The organism is Paenibacillus sp. FSL L8-0340 (assembly GCF_038593145.1).
Classification (GTDB): Bacteria; Bacillota; Bacilli; order Paenibacillales; family Paenibacillaceae; genus Paenibacillus_AQ.
Map to the genome: position 1 here is coordinate 4,332,079 of NZ_CP151967.1, position 20,528 is coordinate 4,352,606.

Here is a 20,528-nt window from a genome sequence, read left to right on the forward strand (position 1 = left end):
TTAATAATAACTGTTAGGGGTGGGAAAGGCTATGAAGCAGGATTTCAAACCGTTGCTCGCCAAGGTGGAACATGCCTATCATATCATCGGGAAGAAATGGGTTAATCTTATCATCCACGTTTTAATGGAGGGGCCCAAGCGCTTCAGCGAGCTGCATGCCATCATCCCGGATTTAAGCAAACGAATGTTGAATGAACGCTTGAAGGAGCTTGAAGAGTGCGGGTTGCTAAATCGTGTGGTCATCCCGGACCGCCCCGTAAAAACGGAATACTCGTTAACGGAAAAAGGGCAGGAGCTTGGAGCAGCACTCTGCCATGTGGAGGTATGGGCGATGAAATGGTTGTAGCTCCAGCCCCCTACCGCAAAAAAGAGGAAGTACCCAAGCCTTAAAGGCTTCTGGTTCTCCCTCTTTTTGGGTTACTATTGCTTGTAAATGTCTTTCAATTTCTAAATACTGTTCAGAATGTACTCTGCCAGCACGTCTTCCGCCGAAAGCGTATTGCTATAGACCTTCAGTTCGTCGATTAATCCTTTGAACGGTGGATTCCAGTAATTAATGCCCAAAGTAAACACGGCATTCTTATTGGTAAACACATCCGGGAAACCCGTGCCGGAGAATTTCTCCGATCCGTTGATGTACACTTTGACTTCACCTTCACGCACTGTAAAAGCGACATGTGTCCACTCATTCAGCGGGATTAGCAGACCGGTCAAAGCATCATACCAGGCCGTTCCTGACCACAGCAGCGTCTGTCCGCCGGCATTTTGCAAGACCAGGCTGATCCAGCTGTCCGTGGTGCTTGCACCGAAAAAGGTGGTCGTGAAATCCGTCAGCTGCGCAGGATTTAACCACATGGAGACAGAGTAGGTGCTGCTGTTCAAAAGCCCGTCAGGCAGCCGGATCCCGGATGCACCATCGAAGACAGCCGCCTGTCCGGCAACACCTGTCCCATAGGTAATACTGCCGACCGTTGCACTGTCCACTTTGTCACCAGTTACCTTGCCCGCCGCAGACAGCTGCAGCGAATCCTGCAAATTGCCGTCAAACGCATAATAGGCTATTTTCCCGTCTGTAACCTTCACTTGATAGCTGGACGTAACCGTGCTGCCATCTGTCGCCTTTGCAGTAATACTTGCATCCCCGACCTTCAGAGCCGTTACTACACCTGTAACTGCATCGACAACTGCGACTTCGGGAGTGCTTGAGCTCCACTCCAGCTGCTGGTTGCCGGCATTGGCAGGCAGTATGCTGACCACCGGGGTATAACTGTTGCCTACAGCTACTTGTTGAACTGCTGTACCGAAGGATATCGAGGTCACCTTCGTATCCGTTTCCGGCTCACCATTCACCAGCCAGCCCACGGCTTCCTCTGACAATGCTTTTTCATAGACCCGGAACTTGTCAACCAGACCTTTGTACGGGATATCCCAATAGTTGACGCCGAGGGCAAACACGCCGGAATCATCTGTAAATACGTTGGTAAATCCGCTTTTCGTCGATTTCAGCACACCATTCACATACATTTTGACTGTACCGGCATCGTAGTTAAAGGCCACGTGAGACCATACACCTGCCTTAATCTGCAGGCCCGTATCCGCATCCATCCAGGCCTCGCTGCCAAACCACAGCCGGGTGGTTGCGACACCGTTGCCGTATGGAAGCAGACTGATCCAGTTCGTATCGGACTTTGCTCCGAAGAACGCAGTCGTAAAGGCGGTCAATTCATCCGGATTCAGCCACATGCCCACGGTATAGGAGCTTCCGGAAATCAGGCCGTTTGGCAAACGGATGCCGGAGCTGCCATCCAATTGTGCTGCCTGTCCGTCTTCACCGCTTACATAAGTGATCGTACCGCCGGTGTTGTTCACCCGGTTCCCCGTTACTGTCCCCGCTTCAAGCCGTCCGCCGCTTTCCTCGAGATTGCCCTCAAAGTCATAGGCGCCAACTAAACCGTCCTCCAGTTGACTGCCGCTAAGTGCTACAACACCTACTGTGAAGGTTTTGGTAGCGCTCGCATTGCCAAGCCGAATCGTAGCCGTCATTTCCACAGACATGTCACCGCTGCCAACCTCCGGCCGTGTTACCTTCCCGTCATTTTTAACAACAGCTTCATTTGATGAAGACCAGGAAATCACAATACCGCGTACACCTTCGCTCGGCAGGGTTAGATCCTTGTACACTTTACTTGTGTTGCCAAGTGTCAGGCCGCTTGTAGCATTGGCCACCAGTTGCTCATCGCTCAGTGTTTCCAGCGCACTGCCCCAGACGGCAACACCTTGATCCGACATGGCAGTGAAGGTCATGACATGACCTTGGCGCGTGGAATCCCACAGCTTGACGAATACACCTTTGTACAGCCGTTTAACGGCAGTGCCGTTCTGTGTCTCGTTGATGAGCAGATCAGCATAATAATCGTCTTTCAGTTTCCAGGTCCCGGTCACCGGTCCTATAATGGTTCCGTCTGCCAGGAGTTCAATACCAACGCTTGATTTAATTTTGGCACTGATATCCTTGCCATGGTTGATAAACTGGTAGGCACCGGCAATGTCTTCCGCCGCTACTTTGCCGATAGTTTCGCCGGAATAACGGTGCGGCGCGGCCACCGGCCAGCCGTCCTCGTTCATAAACATCTGATGTACGCGAAGCTCATGAGCTTCGCCCCGGTAAGGGAACCGGGTATGGAAGAAGTTAAACGTCTTCCCGCTGTCTTCATCGTAATATACCGAATTGTGGCCGGATGAGACATAGCCATAGACCGGGAATTCCGGATCGCCATTCACGTTGGTGAACAGGAAGTTGCCCAGCAGCTTGTTGCCGTATGCCGAGTGGTCACCATCTGTGGTGAGCACAGCATCCTGCCCTGCTGCATCCTTGTAAGGTCCGCTTGGGCTGCTCGAACGGAACTGCCGCATACTGTAGCCGCCATCTGCCGCAAGACCGCCATAGGTTACATACAGATAGTAGTAGTCAGTCTTTTTGTCGAACATTACATACGGGCCTTCACCGGATTTATAATTGCCTCCCGAGATTTTGGTTCCAAAATAGCGGTCGATGATTCTGCCGTCCGCTGTCATCCCGTCTTCTCCGGGATACTTTGGCCCCCCGGTTGCAGGATCAACCTCCAGCACGAAAATCCCGCCCGACCATGATCCGTAGGTCATCCACAGCTTGCCGTCCTTGTCATAGAACAGCGTAGGGTCAATGGCGTTTGTGTACATTTTATTGTTATACGTACCGTCGGTATTAAACCAGGCCGGATTCATTGCCTCCAGTGTTCCATCATCTATCAGCGCCTGAATGTTGGTATTCGTCCATTTTTTGTTAACATCACTGTTCGCATCATAAGCTTCGCCTGCCGTGAAGCCGGAATACAGCACGGTTCCCCCGTAGGTGTAAGGTCCTTTAATATTTTGCGAAACGGCGTAGCCAATGGCTGAACGAATATAGGTGGAGGAAGTGGAATAATACATCATATAAGCGCCCTTGGTTCCATCCTCGTTTACATAGTCCGTATTCCAGAAAACATCAGGTGCCCAAACGGAGAAACCGCCTTTGCTGTCGGAATCGTTCTCCCCGGCCCAGGCGAAGGATTCCGCCAGATTCGCGGAAAGATCACCGTAGAGTACATTATCCGGCGTTTTATAGCCGTTGGTGAAAGTGCTCCAATTCATCAAATCTTGCGACTCAGCCGCCTCGATATGCGAACCGAAGACATAATACGTATCGCCGTCCTTCACAACTGAGGGATCATGCACAGATACATTGCTGAACACCGGCGCGGTCGCTTCCGGCGAAACCACCGGTGTCGCCGTTGGTGACGGCGTTGGTGTCACACTTGGTGTCGCACTTGGCATCGGACTTGGTGTCGCTGTTGGTGATATCGGGGTCCCTCCCCAGCTGCCCGCAGTCGCCGTAGCCGTTGCCGTTGCCGCTGGTGTTTCCAGCTTGATCAGGGAACTGTAGGCCGGGTCAAAAATCACTTTGCCGCTGCCTTGGACAGTAATCTGCTCCTTCACGCCGACCTTCAGATTTTTGATCTCTGTGCCCGCTTCCACACGCAGTCCCGTCTTACCGTTAAGCGTCATGTCCGTGATGCTGCCTCTGTTTAATACCAATGTCGGCTCACCCAGTGCATTCACGACTACCGAGTCGAAGCTGCCGCTAAGCTGTACCACCGAATTTTTGGACAACGTCTGTTCCACTGTAATTTTACTGAAGCCCGTCCCGGTTGCAGCTGCATCCTCCTCAAGCTTGACGCCGGACTGAACAATGACGTCCGTTACAGAGCTGCTGCCTTTGGCTATGACGCGCAGCTTCCCGTTCTTTTTGTTCACCTCCAGCCTGGAAGCCGTTGAATTGCTCATGACAACGCTGTTTTCACCGCCGCCAGTGACAACTATTTTGCCTTCGACCTTTACGTTGTCGAGGGTAATGTCCCCTTCAGCAATGCCTTCGGTGAGATACAAGTTGCCCGCAATGCTGGCGTTCTTGAGCTCCACTCCGGCGGTGCTGACAATAACATTCCGGGCAGTCAAATCGCTGTAGGTTCCGCTCTTAAGGATGATTTTCCCGGACAGCTTACTGATTAACCGTAGTGCCTCAGCTCTCGTTACCGCTCGTTTCCCCTTAATGCTGCCATCCTCATACCCGCTGAGGAAACCGTCTCCCAGCAAAGTAAGTACAGCTTCCCTGCTCCACTCCGGCAGCTCCGCGGCATCCTTCGGCGCTGTAGCAGCGGCCGAAGCATCAAGCTGGAACAACCGGTACAGCATCACGGCCGCTTCCTGACGGCTGACCGTTTGGTTGGGACGGAAGGTTCCGTCGCTGTAACCCGACAAAAAACCGGCTGATACCGCTTTCATAACATCGTTATAATAAACGCTTCCTTCCGCAACATCACTAAACCTGTTCTCGCTCAGAGTCAGCAGATTAAAGACTCTGCCTACAAGTGAAACCCACTCTGCACGGGTGATGTTCTGCTCCGGTTTATAAACACCGTTCCCATAACCCGTGAGCAGACCATTATCTACCCATGTCTGAAAATCATCCTGTGCCCAGTGGCCTGTATAGTCAGGCGCTGAGATTTTGGCGGTAAGCTGCCCCGCCTTGCTGTTATCGTTCACAGTCCCGGAAGCCGCCATGATCGGCGAAGGTACAAGCAGCAGCAGCGCAAGAAACGAAGACGTTAGCTTGCCAGTCATCTTGTTCAAATGTGAGATCCTCCGATTCTAAAAAATAGTCATGCCTGGCCTTGCGATTACAATATCAGGAAATTAGCGGACTACTTTCTGGTATGCGGCACCTCCCCTTTTATCACCTACAAATAAAACGCTTTCATGTAGTCATTAAAAAAATGTTCTGCCGTAAGGTTTAGTTTATTTTAGATAAATTAAAACTAAAATATCATAAGCCGGCTTGAACGGTTTTATTTTAACGGTACAATCGACAATTAGTCAATTAGAATTTTATATTAAAATAAATCGTTTTATATTTATGTTGATTATAAACTTCAGCAAAATAAAAAATATGAAATGAAACGCTGTGATAAGCTTCAGGCTAGCAAACGAATGTATATCACTGCTACAGGAGTCGTTGACGAGGGAGTGCTTATGATACAATAAGAACACTAACGAAAGCCAAAATGTGGAGGTGGAAGTTCGTGTCAAAGTTTGAAACAACCGGGGTCATCACGGCGAATGTGTACAAGGTAAGCCCGGAGCAGAAAGAACAGCTGGAGCTTCTGGCAGAGGAACGGCTTCAAAAGGCACGTGAGGAGGCAATACCGAATATTCTCAAGCGGTACGAACAGCGGCAGAAAGAGATCCGGCAGTTAAAGGATTCATCGAAGAAATAAGCAAAAACCGATGAAAATTATAGATCAAGTCGGCATTAAATGATAACGGAAACATTTATGTCGTCGCTATATCAAAGAAGCCTGTAGGCACAAATGCGCATGCAGGCTTCTTTGATAACTATCCATGTACAGAATCCAAAAAATGCGAAGACTGCACTCCGCTTACTTACCGCAAGCAATGGAGGTCCTTGGGCTAATTCACTACGGTAATCCGCAAGGCCATATATTGCTTATTAGGCAGCTCGATGCGGTAGTCTCCTCTTACTAGCTCCTGCACAGCAGTGATGGTCATATTCCACGTATCGATAATTTCAAGCCGGTAATCATGATCGGGTGGCAAAATCAGCTTCTTAAAAGCCGGCCGCTGATTGCCGTAATAATAGAGATAATATTCGCCTGCCTTCCCTGCACCTCCATCCAGCATGGGCATGGGGAGCGGGTCGATACCCTCTTCAGGTCCCTCCTCCATGATACTGCGGAGGAAGGAGATCCGCTCGGCACTGTCCCCGTGAAGTTCTCCCCCATGAGACCACCATAAAATATCGCCGGGATGCACATAGGTTTCGCCATGTCCGGCATATCCGCCCCGCACCGCCGCCTCCCAAAAACGCCGCACTAGCTCCTGGGCTGTGATATTGCCCCAGTCATGGTTGATATTGCCCTCATAACAACATTCATCAACAAGTACCGGCTTGCGGTAGGTATTGCGCCATTCCTTGACCCGCAGAAGATCAGGATGCTGAATACTGCAATGAGTCACCCACGGTTTGCCGTGATCATAGAAGCCCTGCCAGTTATGATTGGAACGCAAATGCTGGTATGGATCAAGCTCCTGCACCAGCTGAAAATAATGATCCCAGTCTTCCGTTTTTTTCGCCCGCATCAGATCATGTTCATTGGCCATCGACCACCAAATATTCCGGAAAGCCGCCAGCCGTGCAACGACATAACGCAAATAGAAGTCATCACTTTCACGGTCCATTGAGGAGAAACCCCAGCGGTCATACGGATGGAAAAGAATAATATCCGCCTCAATCCCCAGCTGCTGCAAATCCAGAATACGCCGCTCCAGATTGGCAAAAAAGACGTGATTAAATCTGCGGAAGTCCCAGCCCCCGGATACAGAGCCCTGAAAAGCATAGTCCGCTGGATCAACCAGATTATAGTCATAATGCTTGGGGAAAATGCACATGCGGATTTTATTGAACGGCCCGGACTTCAGCGTTGCCAGGGTCTGTTCCTGCAGTTCTTCCCTCTGATGAGTCCAGGCATAGCAAGTGGTGCCGAAGGAAAAATGTGGTGAGCCATCCGCATAGGCAAAATGATATTGATTGCTCACACGTACCGGCCCATGGTTACCTTCTCCAGCTTCCACGCAGACAAATTCTCCACTGATACCATTCAGCTCCGCGATGTTGCTGCGGGTTCTATATGTCCAAGTCCCCACGGTGTCAGGCATGAAACGGACTTTATAGCGTCCTTCGCCATCATAGAAACCATCTGGCCGGAGCACACGGTTGTTGTATTTAAACTCGGCGGTCAGGTCAACATCCACAAATGGATTGCCGCTGCAAGGCCCGTTCAGTTCCAATTCAAACAAACCCCAGCGTTCAGCTTCCCGTTTCATTCACAAGCCCCATTTCCTCTTATTACCTGCGCCATTATCCTTCCAGTGCTTTATATTCAAAAAAGTCAAAATACGCCTTTTTACTCTGCTGGTCCAGGTCCTGGGCGCAGACTCCTGCATAGGAGCCGGTGAACCCAAGTTTGCCGCCGTATTCATCGGACAGTGTGCCGAAATCAAGCGGTGTGCACATCGCTGTCCAGGCCTCTCCATCCGGGGAAGCGTAAAATACGATATCCCGCCTGTTGATCTCTGCCTTGAGATAATAGCGCTCCCAACCCTTCACCGAGATTTGCATGGAGGAGATTTCATCGTATTTACCGGCTCTGCACAGCACAACGCCAAGGCTTACGCCGCGGATCTCATCGGCCGTTACCCGCAAATAATAATAGTCACTGTCATCGTAATAAAGTACCAGTCCCGCCATTTCCATCATGCTAACAGGCTTGAACTCCATACAGGTGGACACCCTGCAGTCAAAATGCTGGATCGGGCGGGCGATCAGACTCTGATTATGCAGGGAGGCCAGCGATTCTCTGCCAGTCAGTCGCAGAAAACCCGGACGCTCCGTCAAGCTGACCCATGAAGGATCAAAAGGAATACGAAGTCCCTGATAGGGATACCCCAGCTCTTCGCCATCGAACTCATCGCGTTCCGGCAACGATTCAAAAGGATGCGGTGGCAGATCCGGCGCCTCTGTCACAAGAGCAGGCAGCTTCCCGCCATGCGCCAGCCGCAGCCAACCGTCTTCGGTCCATACACAGTGCTGGATCGCCGTCTCTCTGCCGAGCGGATTCATCGTCCCCGTCCCGGGAATCGGGCGTGTGCACAAATGGGCCATATACCATTCGCCATTCTGTGTTTCCACCAGTGACCCATGACCGGCCTGCTGGAAGGGATAGGTCAGATCATGTGCGGTCGTCATTATCGGATAATCGGGATCCGTTTCGTAAGGTCCGGTCAAACTGCGGCTTCTCGCCATGGTGACCATATGGTTCACACCTGTGCCTCCTTCAGCAACAAGCAGATAGTAATAGCCATTGCGTTTGTACAATTGCGGACCTTCTGTAACACCGGTCGGCGTCCCTTTATAGATTTCGTGCACCGGACCGGTCAGCTTGCCGGTTGAGAGATCATATTCCTGCATAATAATGCCGGAGAAATTGCTGTGGCTCTTGCGGAAATCCCAGCGCATATTGAGCAGCCATTTCCGGCCGTCTGTATCATGGAACAGAAAGGGATCAAATCCGCTGCCGTTCAGCCGGACCGGCTCACTCCATGGCCCCCTAATATCGGGCGCTGTAATGAGGTAGTTATGCAGATCCTTATACACGCTCTTGCGGGATTTCACATCCGTAAACAGCAGATAATACAACCCGTTATCAAATGAAAGCGCCGGTGCCCAAATGGAACCAGAACTTACGTTGCCGCGCAGATCAACCTGCGAAGACTCCGTCAGTACACGGGTAAGCGAGTGCCAGTGAATCAGATCGCGTGAATGGTGGATTTCAACACCCGGGAACCATTCAAAAGTGGATGTAGCAATATAATAATCATCCCCAACCCGTAAAAAGGACGGATCGGGATGAAAACCAGTCAATACCGGATTCACAATCGGTTGCGCCATAAATTCTAAACCTCCAGGGATGATTGGATTGTCTATTTAAATTTTGGATTTACAGTTAATATTGTAGCGCTTGCAGCGGTTGAAAGTTATAATGGGTTATTATAAAATGTTTGTATTTTGTCATGATGGAGGGGCTATGAAGCAGCTATTCGAACCTGTTATTTTCACGGACCACAAGTCACTGATCTGGGACTATCAGCTATACACTGATGACTATTACAAGGGCTACTACCACTGGCACCAGTGCTGCGAGATCATGTATATCCACAGCGGTCAGGGCAATGTTGTCGTCAATCAGCAAATGTACGATATCCGCTCCGGCATGCTGTTTTTTTTCCAGCCTTATCAGCTGCACCGGATTTATTCGGAGGTCTCTGCGGAATACCCATTTGTGCGCAGCATTTTCTATGTGGATCCGCATACCGCCGAGAATCTGCTGAAGGACTTCCCCAAGCGCAAGGCGCTCTTCTCTGCCTTATGGCAGGGCAAGAACACCTATTGCGGATTTGATCTCGGCAGTCAGAATGAGGCCATACAATGGATTTATAACCAGTATGATCAGTGCCGGACCCATTCCCCAGTGGAAGATTCCGAGGATATTACAATGCTGCTTACGCAATTACTGAGCTGCCTGGGAACCGGCGGCAACATGTTGATCCAACCGGAGGAACGGCGGAATCTCCGCTATTCCGAGCAGATCATGAACTGGATCGAGGAGCATTACCAGGAAGAGGTGAACCTCGAGCAGCTCGCAGCGGAGACCCATTTGTCGAAGTCTTATGTCTCGCGGATCTTCCACCAGGAAACGGGAAGCCGCCTGGTCGACTATCTGACCGCCCGGCGGATCAAGCAAGCCTGCCGCCTGCTCAGCACAACGGACATGCCTGTGGAGCAGATCGGTATCACGGTCGGTTTCCCGAACGCCTCCTATTTCAACCAGTTGTTCAAAAGAGTCCTCGGCACCACTCCCCTAAAATACCGGAAGAGTAATTAACGGGTATCTTCGCTCACAAAAACAATATTGCGCGCATATTCATTGATCAGCATTAGGTCTGTGCGCGCCTCTCCTATCACTTCGCCATTGATCTGCAAATTGATAAATGATACACCGTCTACGCCCCGTTTTCCATCGTATCCATAAATACGGGAAGGTTGGATGTCAGCGCCGTCGAAACGTACATTGCGGAACGTAATATTTTCGATGCCCGAGCCCGGTTCCGGATTGTAATCCTTGTTCATCACCACACGCAGATCCAGCAGCTGACCCTGCTCAATCCGCTCCACCCTGATATCGCTATACAGGATATTCCGCACCGTATTGCGATCCCCCACATTAATAGCCAATGCTCCCCAATAATTCTCCTGAGGTTCATGATGCTCCAGAATATCGATATTCTCGAACACAATGTTCTCGATCAAATCCCCGCTCCGCCGGTGATCTCCATGGGTGCCAATCATCAGCGGATGAGCCACATCGGCCCATAGAATGGAGTCCCGTACACTAATGTCCCGGCTGTCTCCATAGAAATCCCATCTGGAGCCGTAAATGGCGATGCAGTCGTCGGAATTCCGCATGAAGACATCACGGATGTCAATATCGCTGCTCGCCATGATGTCGATTCCGTCGCTCCAGCCCCGTGTGCTGAATGACTTCAGGTTGTTGATCGAAATCTTAGCAGACTGCCCGATAAACACACTGTAATGCGGCGGATCAATGACGGTAATTCCTTCCACATTCACCCGTTGCGAGAAGACAATTCGCACACCGCGAAAAGCCGAAAACCGGTGGAAGTCCGCCAAATAAATGACACCCCGCCCGTGGATGGTTACATCCTCTACTCCTTCACACACCAGTGAACCTACTAGGATTGACCCTCCGGCAAGATATACGGTCGTTCCTGAGGGCACCGGAAATACCGTTTCTTCGATGTAATGGGTGCCTGATGCAAAATAGAGTGTTTGCGGCATTCCGCCTTCGGCCTCTCTGGCCGTTGCGAGCAGGCTTAACAGATCGGGGGTCCGGTGAATGCCAGGCTGAATCAGGTGCACGTTGGCATACCCAGGCTGAGGCACATTTTCCTCCTGCTCATTCGCGAACAGATGCAGATTACGGAAACGGTCGCCGTTAATTTCCACCGAAAGCTTTTGCGGGCCGTTCAACAGGAAAGAGAGTTTGCGGCCATCCTGCTCAAATTTGATATTTCTTGCTGCCGGAGCAATGTTCACATGAGTAATTTCTGTATAGAGGCATGTGATTTCCACTTCAGCCATACCCTGCAGATCAAAAAAAGCGAGCGATGCCGGGCGGACCTGATGCATGTCCACTTTGACCTCGTAAATCAAAAGCGGCTGCCATTCCCCTCCAACCGGACGAACCTTAACCCTGAAATCCTCCCTGAGCGGTATGTTATTGGGAGCGTTATAGATTTGCACTTGGTTCATTGACCTGAGTCCCCCCTGTAATTTTCCTATTTATATTATAAAGTTCAGGGACTGCACAAAAGTTTGGCAACGTTATAAGAAAATGTTTGTATTTTGTCGCTTTAGCAGTAGTTGTGGAATTAGCGAGTGATCTTTATCCAGCTATGATCATGACAATATTTCGATATTTTCGAATATCAAATCACAACTTTGACCGTACGGATAGCGATATACTGGGGGCACATCTAATCCAATGGAGGAATCGCAATGAGTAAAACGTATTGGCAGGAAGTCATGGACAGACTCGATACTAAGGTAACGCGCATGGTGGAGCAAATCGGCGGCAAATGTCCGCATTTCGCCGGAGCAGACGGCAAATTTGACGATATCGGCTCAGACTGGTGGACGACGGGCTTTTGGCCGGGCCTCCTGTGGATTATGCATGATATGACCGGAAAGGACCTGTACAAGGAAGCCGCCTGGCATTGGGACGCCACACTTGAGGAATGGTTTGTTAAACCGACCGTTGAATTACATCATGATGTAGGTTTTCAATTTCTGCCGACAGCCGTAATTAAGCATACTTTGACCGGAGATGAGGATGGGCTGCGCAGAGGACTTGAAGCCGCCAATTTCCTCGCTGCACGCTACAATCCGGTGGGCAAATTCATCCGTGCGTGGAATGAGGATAAATACGGCTGGGTGATTATCGACTGCATGCTGAATATCTCTCTGCTGTTCTGGGCGAGCAAGGTCAGCGGCGATCCGCGGTACAAGCATATTGCTGTGAGCCATGCCGAAACGGCGATGAAATATGGCGTCAATGAAGACGGATCGACCAAACATATTCTTTCCTTCGATGCGGAAACCGGAGAATACATCGGGAACTTTGGCGGGCAGGGCTATTCCGCCGAATCCTGCTGGAGCCGCGGGGCAGCCTGGGGACTTTATGGCTTCATCAACACTTACCGCCACACCGGGGATGAGCGTTTTCTGGATACGGCCAAGCGGATTGCCCATTATTTCATCGCGGCATTGCCTGAGGATCACGTGCCGTATTGGGATTTCCGTCTGGAGGATGACAAGCGGATGTTCAGAGACAGCTCGGCTGCATCCATCGCTGCCTCCGGATTGCTGGAACTCGCTGAAGTTGTTCCACCCGGTGAGAAGAGACTTTACGCTAATGCTGCAGAACGGATCTTGCGCTCGCTGACAGAGAACTACGCCACCTGGGACCAGCCGGAGCATGAAGCCATTTTGCTGCACGGTACGGGCAGCGGAACCTCCTTCATCGACGTGTCACTGATTTATGGAGACTACTACTATGTGGAAGCTGTCTCGAAATTGAACGGATGGCAACATCGCATTTTCTAAGCTTGAGAATGAATGATGTGACAATAAGAAACGCCTTGCTCTCCAAAGAGGACAAGGCGTTTTGTATTGACACTTATAGATTATTGTTGCTGTGCAGTAGCTTCGCTGATCAGTTTTTCCGCTTCCATCTGGGTTAACTTTCCAGCTTTCACCTGTCTCTCGCAATAAAGCTTTATTGCAGCCAGCAATTCTTCTTTGGTGTCATAGGGACCGATGTCTGATGTATTCCCGTTGTCATCAGAAATTGTCATTTCGTGAGCTGTAGATACTTCTATTTCTCCAGGGTTATACGACAATATCATGTCATCTTTTCCATCCACCGATTTTGAAACCTTTACACCCTTCTTAATATCCTCCAATATCCCCTCATACATAGCTATGGCCTTATTAACCTTCTCAGGTGTCCATTCATACCAGCCATCGGTCGGATTCCAGCCTTTTCCGCCAATGATGGATTTCAGCGATTTCTTTTCTTCCGCAAGCCATGCTTTATATTCTTCATAGGTCCACCATACAACCTTTGGCTGTGGATTTGCTTGTTCATAGGCTTCTTCACTCGTCCACGTTTTCCCGTCATCGGTGCTGATTTGAACTGCCCCAGTTTCATCGCTATAGGAATAAGCAGTACCAGACGACTGACCCGCTGCACCTGCCTGACCCTCAGAATCATCCGAATAGGCGAAGTCTTCATTGTCTGCAATACCGAGTTCCTTTCTTTTCTCTGCGAATTCCTTCTGCAATGCTTCCTTCTCGGCTGTTGTCTTGCTGAACTCTTCCGTGCTCCGCTTTTTGATTCCGGCCAGTTTGCCATTCTTATAGACTGCATATACATCTACAGTTCCATCCATCATAGACTGGCCGACTCCCGCCTGTTCATCAAAGAAATCACGGACTTCTTCATTTTGATACATTAACTCATGGCTTTTGGCATCATAGACCAGGCCGTAGGGTTCATAAACTGCCATCGAATTCTCTTCAAAACCACTGCCGGAAACAGGCTTAGCCGCACTGGTTGCAAAAGCAGTAACGGTACCCGCAATCAGCAGCAATGCCGCAGCAGATCCAAAGACTGTCGTTTTTTTCATTTTCATAATCGCGATAATCCTCTCTTCAATTGAATTTTTACTGAAGCTGTTAAATAACGGAATCGCCTTGCTTTTCTTCTCCTCCATCCCAATCAGCGTCATGGCATACGCCGCTTTTATGGGTTCTCCGAATGTCCTCACAACGGTTTCATCACAGGAGAGTTCAATATCACGATTGACCAGGATATACATCACCCACACCATAGGATTGAACCAGTGCAGACACAGGGCAAATGTCAACACCAGCTTTGTCAGAGCATCAAAACGCCGGATATGCACAAATTCATGGGTAAAAATATACCGCAACCGCGTTTCATCGGTCCAATCCATATCTTTAGGCATGAGAATTACAGGCTGAAAAACCCCATAGGTCAATGGCGCTTTGATTTTATCAGATTGTCTGATTTGTACCTGCCGGCGCAGGGGATGTTCCTGCAGCCATCGAGTGGCGAAATCATTCTCGACCGGCAAAGAGGTTTGAAATTCTCTGCGGCATTTAATATAGGTCACGATAAAAAACAGGGCAAAGGCACACATTCCCAGCAGCCCAATGACCGCAAGGAGTGGAATGGATGCTGGTGCTGGTGCCGAAGCTGGTACTGAAGACGCGACATTTCCAATGGACTCCGCTGTCCCAGAAAAATTCACATTATGTAAGATTCTTGTTGCTTCTGCAGGAGGCGGGGTTGATGATGTTGTCTTCAATACCCGTTCCAGCCTATCTAAGCCTGTGTAGAAACTGAAGGTAGACGGGATCGAGAACGGAATAAGCAAGCGGCAGAGCACCACACCCCAAAGTACAAGAAACGTTTTCTTCGGCAGCTTATGCAAGGTCAATGCACGAACAACCACGATCGCAATAATGAGTACAGCCGCAGTAAGGCTCATTTGAAAAACATCCATAAGCCAGCTCATTTCAGTTGCTCCACTAGCTGCTTGAGTCTGGCAATTTCATTAGCGGATAGTTTTTTCGTGTTCAAAAGAGAAGCAAACAGCAGCTCTGTGGAGCCGTCAAAGACCTTGTTAATCAATTCAGCCGTTTCTTGTTCCTGTACCTGTTCTTTAGGAAGAATAGCCCGGCAGAGGAAATTAGGTTCAAGCCGTTCTATGGCGCCCTTGTCGATACATTTTTTGATTACGGTGTAGGTGGTGTTCTTGTTCCAGCCCACCTGCTCACTCAGGATTTCAGCAAGCTTCTTGGCGGTTATGGTGCCTTCCTTCCATAAAACATCCATGACTTTGAGCTCAGAGTCAAAAAGTTTAATTTGAATGTGGATCATCTCCTTTCAGACTATTGCAATAGTTTGTAACACCATACTACTACGATCGTCTACAATAATCAAGACTATTACAGTAGTTTCTAAATATTTTTTCTCTTACAGGATTTCCAAATCTCAAAATAACAAAAACGGTTCCCCGGTCATGATCTAACCGGAGAAACCGCTTATTCTGGTGTTTCTCTATATCAGGTACCCGCTTGTTGCTGGAGCCCTCTGCTTATTGTTCATCCAGCCACAGGATAGCTGTTACCCCGCGAGGGTAATATTTGCTGCCGGTAATTTCCCCGGAGATAATCTGGTCGCTCCAGCTCCAGATGGAAAGCTGCGGATGTGTGAGCCATTCCACATGCGCCCGGTCCGCTTCCCGGCCGGCTTCACTCCATTCCAGCCCAAGAATTTGTCTGGCGATGAATTGGCAGAGATACACTTTGCTCAGCCAGCTGTTGTTGCTGGTGGAGGAGATTTTCCAGCCGCCGTTCTCGAACAGGCAGACACCCTGCACAAGAACCGCCTCGAGATGCCGCTCCAATGCCGCGATATAAGCGCCGAACCGGCCTCCGCGTTCCAGTGCTTCCTTGCAGCCTGTGAAATACGGGAAGACCAGACCTTCAATAGCCGGGATGATCTTCGAATCATTCCCTTCCCCAATCACTGCCGGGATATAACCCTCTTCTGTCACGCTGGCAACAATCGTTGCTGCGCAGCGTTCCGCTTGAACTCCGGCTGTTTCTGACAGTTCTGTGTTTCCATTCTCCCGGAAAATCTTCTCCATGGCCAGATAAGCCGCCCAGCACTTCCCGGCGAGATAGATGTTGTTGCGGGCCTGGCCAAGCGAAACATCCAGGCTGTCATAGGTGGTAATTTCGGCACCACCCATTGTGCGCGAGCTGTCGAGGCCCATAATTCCGTTCCTTTGCTCCGGGTCCGGATGATCACGGTTCAGCATACTTTGCAGGCAGCTCTCCAGCACAGTCAGATTCCGCTCCATCCAGGAAAGATCGCCTGTATGCTCCAGGTAGACGGCCGACGTAAGAACCCAGTTGACCAGCTGTTCATGAGTCATATGCGAGAAGCAGCCGTCAATGCCGTACATCTCATAGGCGGAATAGCCAGGACGTGATACAGCATTTGCCACCCCCATATCATGGGTAAAGCTGAGACCTCCAGGGTACTCCGTTTGGTCGCCAGGGAAGCGGACCGTATCGACGTAGCTGAATCTGTCCACGAACATATCCAGCTCGTTGCGCACCGTCCATGGATTCATCTTCAGTTCATAGAACAGCTGATCGACGGTAAGGTCGAAGGTGTTCATCATCCGGTATTCGCCTTCATTTACGATCCAGAACGGCTTGCCCTTGTAGTCCAGCAGCTGCGTCGAGCCGTAATAGCTGCGGATAGCGTGAGCCAGCATAAAGGTCTGATCCCTACTAAGGCCTGTATTTTCCAGAAGGCTGTTCGCCTGCAGCGCCTGCTGCTTCAATTCATCAAAATGCGACAACGCATATTCAGCCACGGACTCCACATTGTTGAAATAGCGGTTGTAGTAATAGGAAGCATCCATACCGGAGGTAACGTAACCTGACCGGTGGAAGCTGACAGCGAAACGGTAGGTCTTCCGGACGCCAGGCGGAACATCCATGACAAGAGCTCCTACCCGGCCAAGGCCAAAGGTCCAGTTCTCCTCCAGCTCCGACAGCAGAATATCCTCCAATTTGAAATGCATGGCCGACCTTGCCGTTCCCTGCTCTGCGGCAATCGCCACAAATCTTCCTTGCCCGACACCGGCAAGCTCTGCGGAGCAGTCATCCAGTCTTCTCATCGCACTATAGGGATCGTTGCCCTGGAAGCCAAAGAATGCACGCCGCTCAACTTCACCGGCAGTGTTATCTACTTCAAATTCCACCAGCAGCGCCGGCAGCAAAATCCCCTTCAACTCTTCTTCTGAGGCCGTCTCGGGGTCCGGCACGGACCGCACCGGCGAATAAATGCGGAAGGTCAAATCACCGACCTGCCAGCTGTCTGTAGTCAGCTTGAAATCCCGGACAATTTCCCCGTCCGCAAACGGAAAGAGGATCCGCGGTTTAGACGGTTTAGGATCAGGATTCTCGATATCGTAGCGCTTGCTCTCATCCTCCCCGTCATGCTCGTGAAACGGCAGTGTATCAAAGCCGCTGCCATCCTTCCGCTGCAGTCCGATAAATATATTCTGTCTGGGCGGCTTCCCGGCTTCCAGATCAAAGCCGCCTCCCGCACCCTTAAATCCTAATGTAAAGCTGGCAAAAGAGCCGATCGGTGAATGATGGGCGTTGAAAAACTGATTCTGCGGCATATCGTAAAAACACTCCCTCCAGGCTGATTCCCGGCGGCGGCCGGGCTCTATCTCTATGTTATCTATGCCGCCCTGGGTGCGACAGGGCCAAAGCCGCCTATTATTTGGGCAAATCAATCGCCTGGAGCAAGCTATGCTATAATAAACCCATATTCTATTCGAAAATGAGGATGGCAATGAAGTCAAATGATCCCGGCATTCAGCATTCCCTGGACGGCCGGATGTCTCCGGACATCCAGGCAGCTTTTCATATTTTTGCCGCCCACTGGCGCAAAGTAAATACGCAGTGGCAGTATCCAGTACATACCCACCCAATGTTTGAAATCAATATAGTTCTGCAGGGCAGGCAGCAAATGACGGTCGGCGGCCGCTCTTATGTTCAGGAAAGCGGAGATATTCTATTCATCCGCCCCGGTGTACAGCATTCCAGCCTCGGCGCGGATTCCGGCAATGAAATGACTTATTTCTGCCTGCATTTTGATATTGATGATCTGATTCTGCGGCGTTCCCTAATGACGATGGATACGGTCAGTCTCAGCGGGAGCAGCCCGGAGCTGCGGTCTATCCGTTCCGCGCTGGACATTATCATCAGCAGGGTGATTCTCTCCGAAGCCAGCGATTCGCAGTTGAACCGGTTAATGATACTGAACGCCTCATTGCAGCTATTCACCGCACTCAGCGGCTGGGTCTTGGCCGAAATGCCTGTTGCTTCTGGAAGCGCACTTCCGGGAGTCACGGAGAATACCGTTGCCCTGGCGAATGCCATCGAAGGCCTGTTGCAGGAATCCGTCTTCACGGCAGAAGCTACAGGCAGCCGTGGCGACGGTATTGAAGGCATCGCAGCACAGCTGGGTTATAGCCCGAATCACTGCAACCGGGCCTTCCGCCAGATCTACGGGATGTCTCCGAGACAATATCTCTCCGATCTGATTATCCGCCATGCCAAGCTGCTGCTGCTTGACAACAGCCTGTCCGTCGAAGCGATTGCCCATCGGCTCGGTTATCGCGACGTCTCCCATTTCAGCAAACAATTTAAGCGCTGGACCGGTCTGCCTCCAATGGGCTACCGCAGGCTTACAGCTGATCCTAAGCTGTCAAACGATAAATCAAGCTAAACATCAGGAGCGCCTCAACAATATAATTATGCTTAACCTTTGGTAGCGCCTGCGGCGATACCTTTAACAAAATACTTTTGCAGCGATACAAAAACAATCAGCACAGGCACAACGGACATCGCCGTTCCGGCAAAAATCATATCCCAGCGGGAGGAAAATTCACCGATATAGCGGTAGATTTCCACGACCATCGTTTTGGCTTCGCCTGAAGGAAGCACGAGCATCGGGAGCAGAAAATCATTCCAGATCCCCAGACCGTTAAGCACAACCATGCTTGCCGTAACCGGTCCCATAAGCGGGAAGACAATTTTCCAAAAAATCCCGTAACGGGAGCAGCCGTCAATCTCTGCCGCTTCCTCAATTTCCTGCGGAATGCCTTTGACGAAGCTGGTGTAGAGCAGGCAGCCAAAGCCGACGGCCCCGGCCACATAGACCAGAATCGGACCGGCAAGACTTCCGTACAACCCGAACATTCTCAGCTCTTTGAACAAAGGGATCATGTATGCCTGAAACGGAATCATCATCCCGGCCAGGAAATACAGGAACATAAATTTGGTCCAGCGGACATTTCTGCGTTCGATGGCGTAACCTGCCATAGGAATGATCAAGACCTGAGCAACGATCGAAACCAGTGTTAGAATCAGACTGTTCAGGATCGCCCGGGGAAATTCGGTTTCTGTGAGCAGATATTTAAAGCTGTCCAGATATAATCCCTTAGGGAACGCAATGGCATCCTTCATGATTTCAGCGTTGCTTTTAAAGGCAGACATCAGGTTAAAGAAGATCGGGAAAAAGAAAATGATCGCCAGCAGCAGCGTTACAATAAACAGGGAAATCTCCCAGAGTCTTTTTTTCGTATGAATCGTCATATTACATCTGCACCTCACGTTTCCGGAGGAATTTAACCTGGATGACCGTAATAATCATAATGATCAGGAACAGCACCATTGCCAGCGCCGTACCAAAGCCCTGCCTTAGTTCGCCAAAGCCGACTTTATAAATAATATAGGTCAATGTCTCGGTATCAAAGCCGGGGCCCCCATCGGTCATTACTGCAATCTGATCAAAAATCTTCAGCGCACTGATCATGGAGAGCACCATACATACGGTCATCGATCCGGCTAACAGCGGGAAGGTAATGTGGCGGAATTGCTGCCAGCCGTTCGCACCGTCAATGCTTGCCGCTTCATTCAGCTCAGCAGGAATGCCTTGCAGCCCTGCCAGATAGATGATCATGTAATACCCCGCGCCTTTCCACACCGTGGACAAAATGATCGAAATCATCGCATACTTCGGATTCCCGAGCCAGTCTACCATCCAGCTTCCCAGCCCGACACTATCCAGAATCTGATTAAACACACCAAAGTTGTAATTCAAAATCATGGCCCAGACAAACCCCATTACAATCCCGCTGAGCAGAGTAGGGAAATAAAAAATACTTCTGAACAGATTGCGGAACCAGCGCACTTTATCTACGAGAATGGCCAAGGCAATAGCGGCGATATTCTCCAGCACGACCAGGCTGACCGTCATAAGCAAAGTATTCTTCAGCGCGTTGTGAACGCGGGGGCTATGCCAGATTTCCACAAAGTTAGCGAACCCGATGTACCTCACATCTTCGCTGATGCCATCCCATGAGGTGAAGCTTAAATATATACTTCCTACAGTAGGAACAATAACGAACAATGTATAAATCAAAAATGATGGCAAAATAAACATGAATGCGTAGGACTGCCACTTCTTCTTTTTCTTCGGAACGGCTGCCGCCAGCGGCTTGTCTGCTCTCTCTATTGCTGTAGCCATAGTTACTCTCCCTCC

At 50.2% G+C, this 20,528-nt stretch carries 14 protein-coding genes; 5 read left to right on the top strand and 9 right to left on the bottom strand.

All coding sequences use genetic code 11. The features are described from left to right. The first annotated feature begins 31 nt into the window (after positions 1-31). The gene (locus tag NST07_RS19425) at positions 32-346 is read left to right on the top strand and encodes a helix-turn-helix domain-containing protein (RefSeq protein WP_038593196.1); all 315 of its coding nucleotides are present in this window, start codon (positions 32-34) and stop codon (positions 344-346) included. 101 nt (positions 347-447) lie between these two features. On the opposite strand, the gene NST07_RS19430 is transcribed toward NST07_RS19425, so the two are convergent. Continuing rightward, positions 448-5,202, bottom strand: a complete 4,755-nt coding sequence (locus NST07_RS19430) for a LamG-like jellyroll fold domain-containing protein (protein ID WP_342481959.1) — start codon at positions 5,200-5,202, stop codon at positions 448-450. Between the two features lie 458 nt (positions 5,203-5,660). On the opposite strand from NST07_RS19430, the gene NST07_RS19435 reads away from it, so the two are divergent. Continuing rightward, a complete protein-coding gene (locus NST07_RS19435; RefSeq protein ID WP_341093886.1) occupies positions 5,661-5,855 on the top strand; it encodes a hypothetical protein in 195 nt (64 codons plus the stop codon). Between the two features lie 193 nt (positions 5,856-6,048). On the opposite strand, the gene NST07_RS19440 is transcribed toward NST07_RS19435, so the two are convergent. Both NST07_RS19440 and NST07_RS19445 read right to left on the bottom strand, forming a co-directional pair. Then, the gene (locus NST07_RS19440) at positions 6,049-7,482 is read right to left on the bottom strand and encodes a DUF5060 domain-containing protein (protein WP_342479968.1); all 1,434 of its coding nucleotides are present in this window, start codon (positions 7,480-7,482) and stop codon (positions 6,049-6,051) included. Positions 7,483-7,516: 34 nt separating this feature from the next. After that, positions 7,517-9,106, bottom strand: a complete 1,590-nt coding sequence (locus NST07_RS19445) for a glycoside hydrolase family 43 protein (RefSeq protein ID WP_342479969.1) — start codon at positions 9,104-9,106, stop codon at positions 7,517-7,519. Between the two features lie 136 nt (positions 9,107-9,242). Here NST07_RS19445 and NST07_RS19450 point away from each other — a divergent pair, with 136 nt between their 5' ends. Then, positions 9,243-10,100: an AraC family transcriptional regulator gene (locus NST07_RS19450; protein ID WP_342479970.1), complete on the top strand. Its 858-nt coding sequence runs from the start codon at positions 9,243-9,245 to the stop codon at positions 10,098-10,100. Here the strand turns inward: NST07_RS19450 and NST07_RS19455 are convergent. Continuing rightward, positions 10,097-11,548, bottom strand: coding sequence for a glycosyl hydrolase family 28 protein (locus NST07_RS19455; protein ID WP_342479971.1), 1,452 nt, complete (start codon positions 11,546-11,548; stop codon positions 10,097-10,099). The two genes, NST07_RS19450 and NST07_RS19455, sit on opposite strands and share 4 nt — an antisense overlap. Before the next feature lie 246 nt (positions 11,549-11,794). Between NST07_RS19455 and NST07_RS19460 the strand changes: the two genes are divergently transcribed. Next, the gene (locus NST07_RS19460; protein ID WP_342479972.1) at positions 11,795-12,901 is read left to right on the top strand and encodes a glycoside hydrolase family 88 protein; all 1,107 of its coding nucleotides are present in this window, start codon (positions 11,795-11,797) and stop codon (positions 12,899-12,901) included. 80 nt (positions 12,902-12,981) lie between these two features. Here the strand turns inward: NST07_RS19460 and NST07_RS19465 are convergent, their stop codons facing one another. From NST07_RS19465 to NST07_RS19475, 3 genes are all read right to left on the bottom strand, one after another. Next, positions 12,982-14,901 carry a M56 family metallopeptidase gene (locus NST07_RS19465; RefSeq protein ID WP_342479973.1) on the bottom strand — a complete coding sequence of 640 codons (1,920 nt, stop codon included), beginning with the start codon at positions 14,899-14,901 and terminating at the stop codon, positions 12,982-12,984. After that, complete coding sequence (locus tag NST07_RS19470) at positions 14,898-15,257, bottom strand: BlaI/MecI/CopY family transcriptional regulator (protein WP_341097701.1); 360 nt, start codon at positions 15,255-15,257, stop codon at positions 14,898-14,900. Before NST07_RS19470 ends, NST07_RS19465 begins: the two co-directional genes overlap by 4 nt. A 226-nt stretch (positions 15,258-15,483) precedes the next feature. Then, on the bottom strand, positions 15,484-17,595 hold the full coding sequence (locus NST07_RS19475) for a glycoside hydrolase family 52 protein (RefSeq protein ID WP_341093894.1): 2,112 nt from the start codon (positions 17,593-17,595) through the stop codon (positions 15,484-15,486). 176 nt (positions 17,596-17,771) lie between these two features. Here NST07_RS19475 and NST07_RS19480 point away from each other — a divergent pair, with 176 nt between their 5' ends. Beyond that, on the top strand, positions 17,772-18,710 hold the full coding sequence (locus NST07_RS19480) for an AraC family transcriptional regulator (protein WP_341093895.1): 939 nt from the start codon (positions 17,772-17,774) through the stop codon (positions 18,708-18,710). Between the two features lie 32 nt (positions 18,711-18,742). Here NST07_RS19480 and NST07_RS19485 read toward each other — a convergent pair whose 3' ends face one another. Both NST07_RS19485 and NST07_RS19490 read right to left on the bottom strand, forming a co-directional pair. Further along, complete coding sequence (locus NST07_RS19485; protein ID WP_341093897.1) at positions 18,743-19,579, bottom strand: carbohydrate ABC transporter permease; 837 nt, start codon at positions 19,577-19,579, stop codon at positions 18,743-18,745. 1 nt (position 19,580) lies between these two features. Beyond that, the gene (locus NST07_RS19490; RefSeq protein WP_052092152.1) at positions 19,581-20,513 is read right to left on the bottom strand and encodes a sugar ABC transporter permease; all 933 of its coding nucleotides are present in this window, start codon (positions 20,511-20,513) and stop codon (positions 19,581-19,583) included. Positions 20,514-20,528 lie beyond the last annotated feature (15 nt).

Bases quoted from the DNA above. Each gene is read 5' to 3' on its own strand.
- NST07_RS19450 (WP_342479970.1), top strand. From the start codon at position 9,243: ATGAAGCAGCTATTCGAACCTGTTATTTTCACGGACCACAAGTCACTG.
- NST07_RS19460 (WP_342479972.1), top strand. From the start codon at position 11,795: ATGAGTAAAACGTATTGGCAGGAAGTCATGGACAGACTCGATACTAAG.
- NST07_RS19430 (WP_342481959.1), bottom strand. From the start codon at position 5,202: ATGACTGGCAAGCTAACGTCTTCGTTTCTTGCGCTGCTGCTGCTTGTA.
- NST07_RS19485 (WP_341093897.1), bottom strand. From the start codon at position 19,579: ATGACGATTCATACGAAAAAAAGACTCTGGGAGATTTCCCTGTTTATT.
- NST07_RS19445 (WP_342479969.1), bottom strand. From the start codon at position 9,106: ATGGCGCAACCGATTGTGAATCCGGTATTGACTGGTTTTCATCCCGAT.
- NST07_RS19440 (WP_342479968.1), bottom strand. From the start codon at position 7,482: ATGAAACGGGAAGCTGAACGCTGGGGTTTGTTTGAATTGGAACTGAAC.
- NST07_RS19455 (WP_342479971.1), bottom strand. From the start codon at position 11,548: ATGAACCAAGTGCAAATCTATAACGCTCCCAATAACATACCGCTCAGG.
- NST07_RS19475 (WP_341093894.1), bottom strand. From the start codon at position 17,595: ATGCCGCAGAATCAGTTTTTCAACGCCCATCATTCACCGATCGGCTCT.
- NST07_RS19490 (WP_052092152.1), bottom strand. From the start codon at position 20,513: ATGGCTACAGCAATAGAGAGAGCAGACAAGCCGCTGGCGGCAGCCGTT.
- NST07_RS19480 (WP_341093895.1), top strand. From the start codon at position 17,772: ATGAAGTCAAATGATCCCGGCATTCAGCATTCCCTGGACGGCCGGATG.
- NST07_RS19465 (WP_342479973.1), bottom strand. From the start codon at position 14,901: ATGAGCTGGCTTATGGATGTTTTTCAAATGAGCCTTACTGCGGCTGTA.
- NST07_RS19425 (WP_038593196.1), top strand. From the start codon at position 32: ATGAAGCAGGATTTCAAACCGTTGCTCGCCAAGGTGGAACATGCCTAT.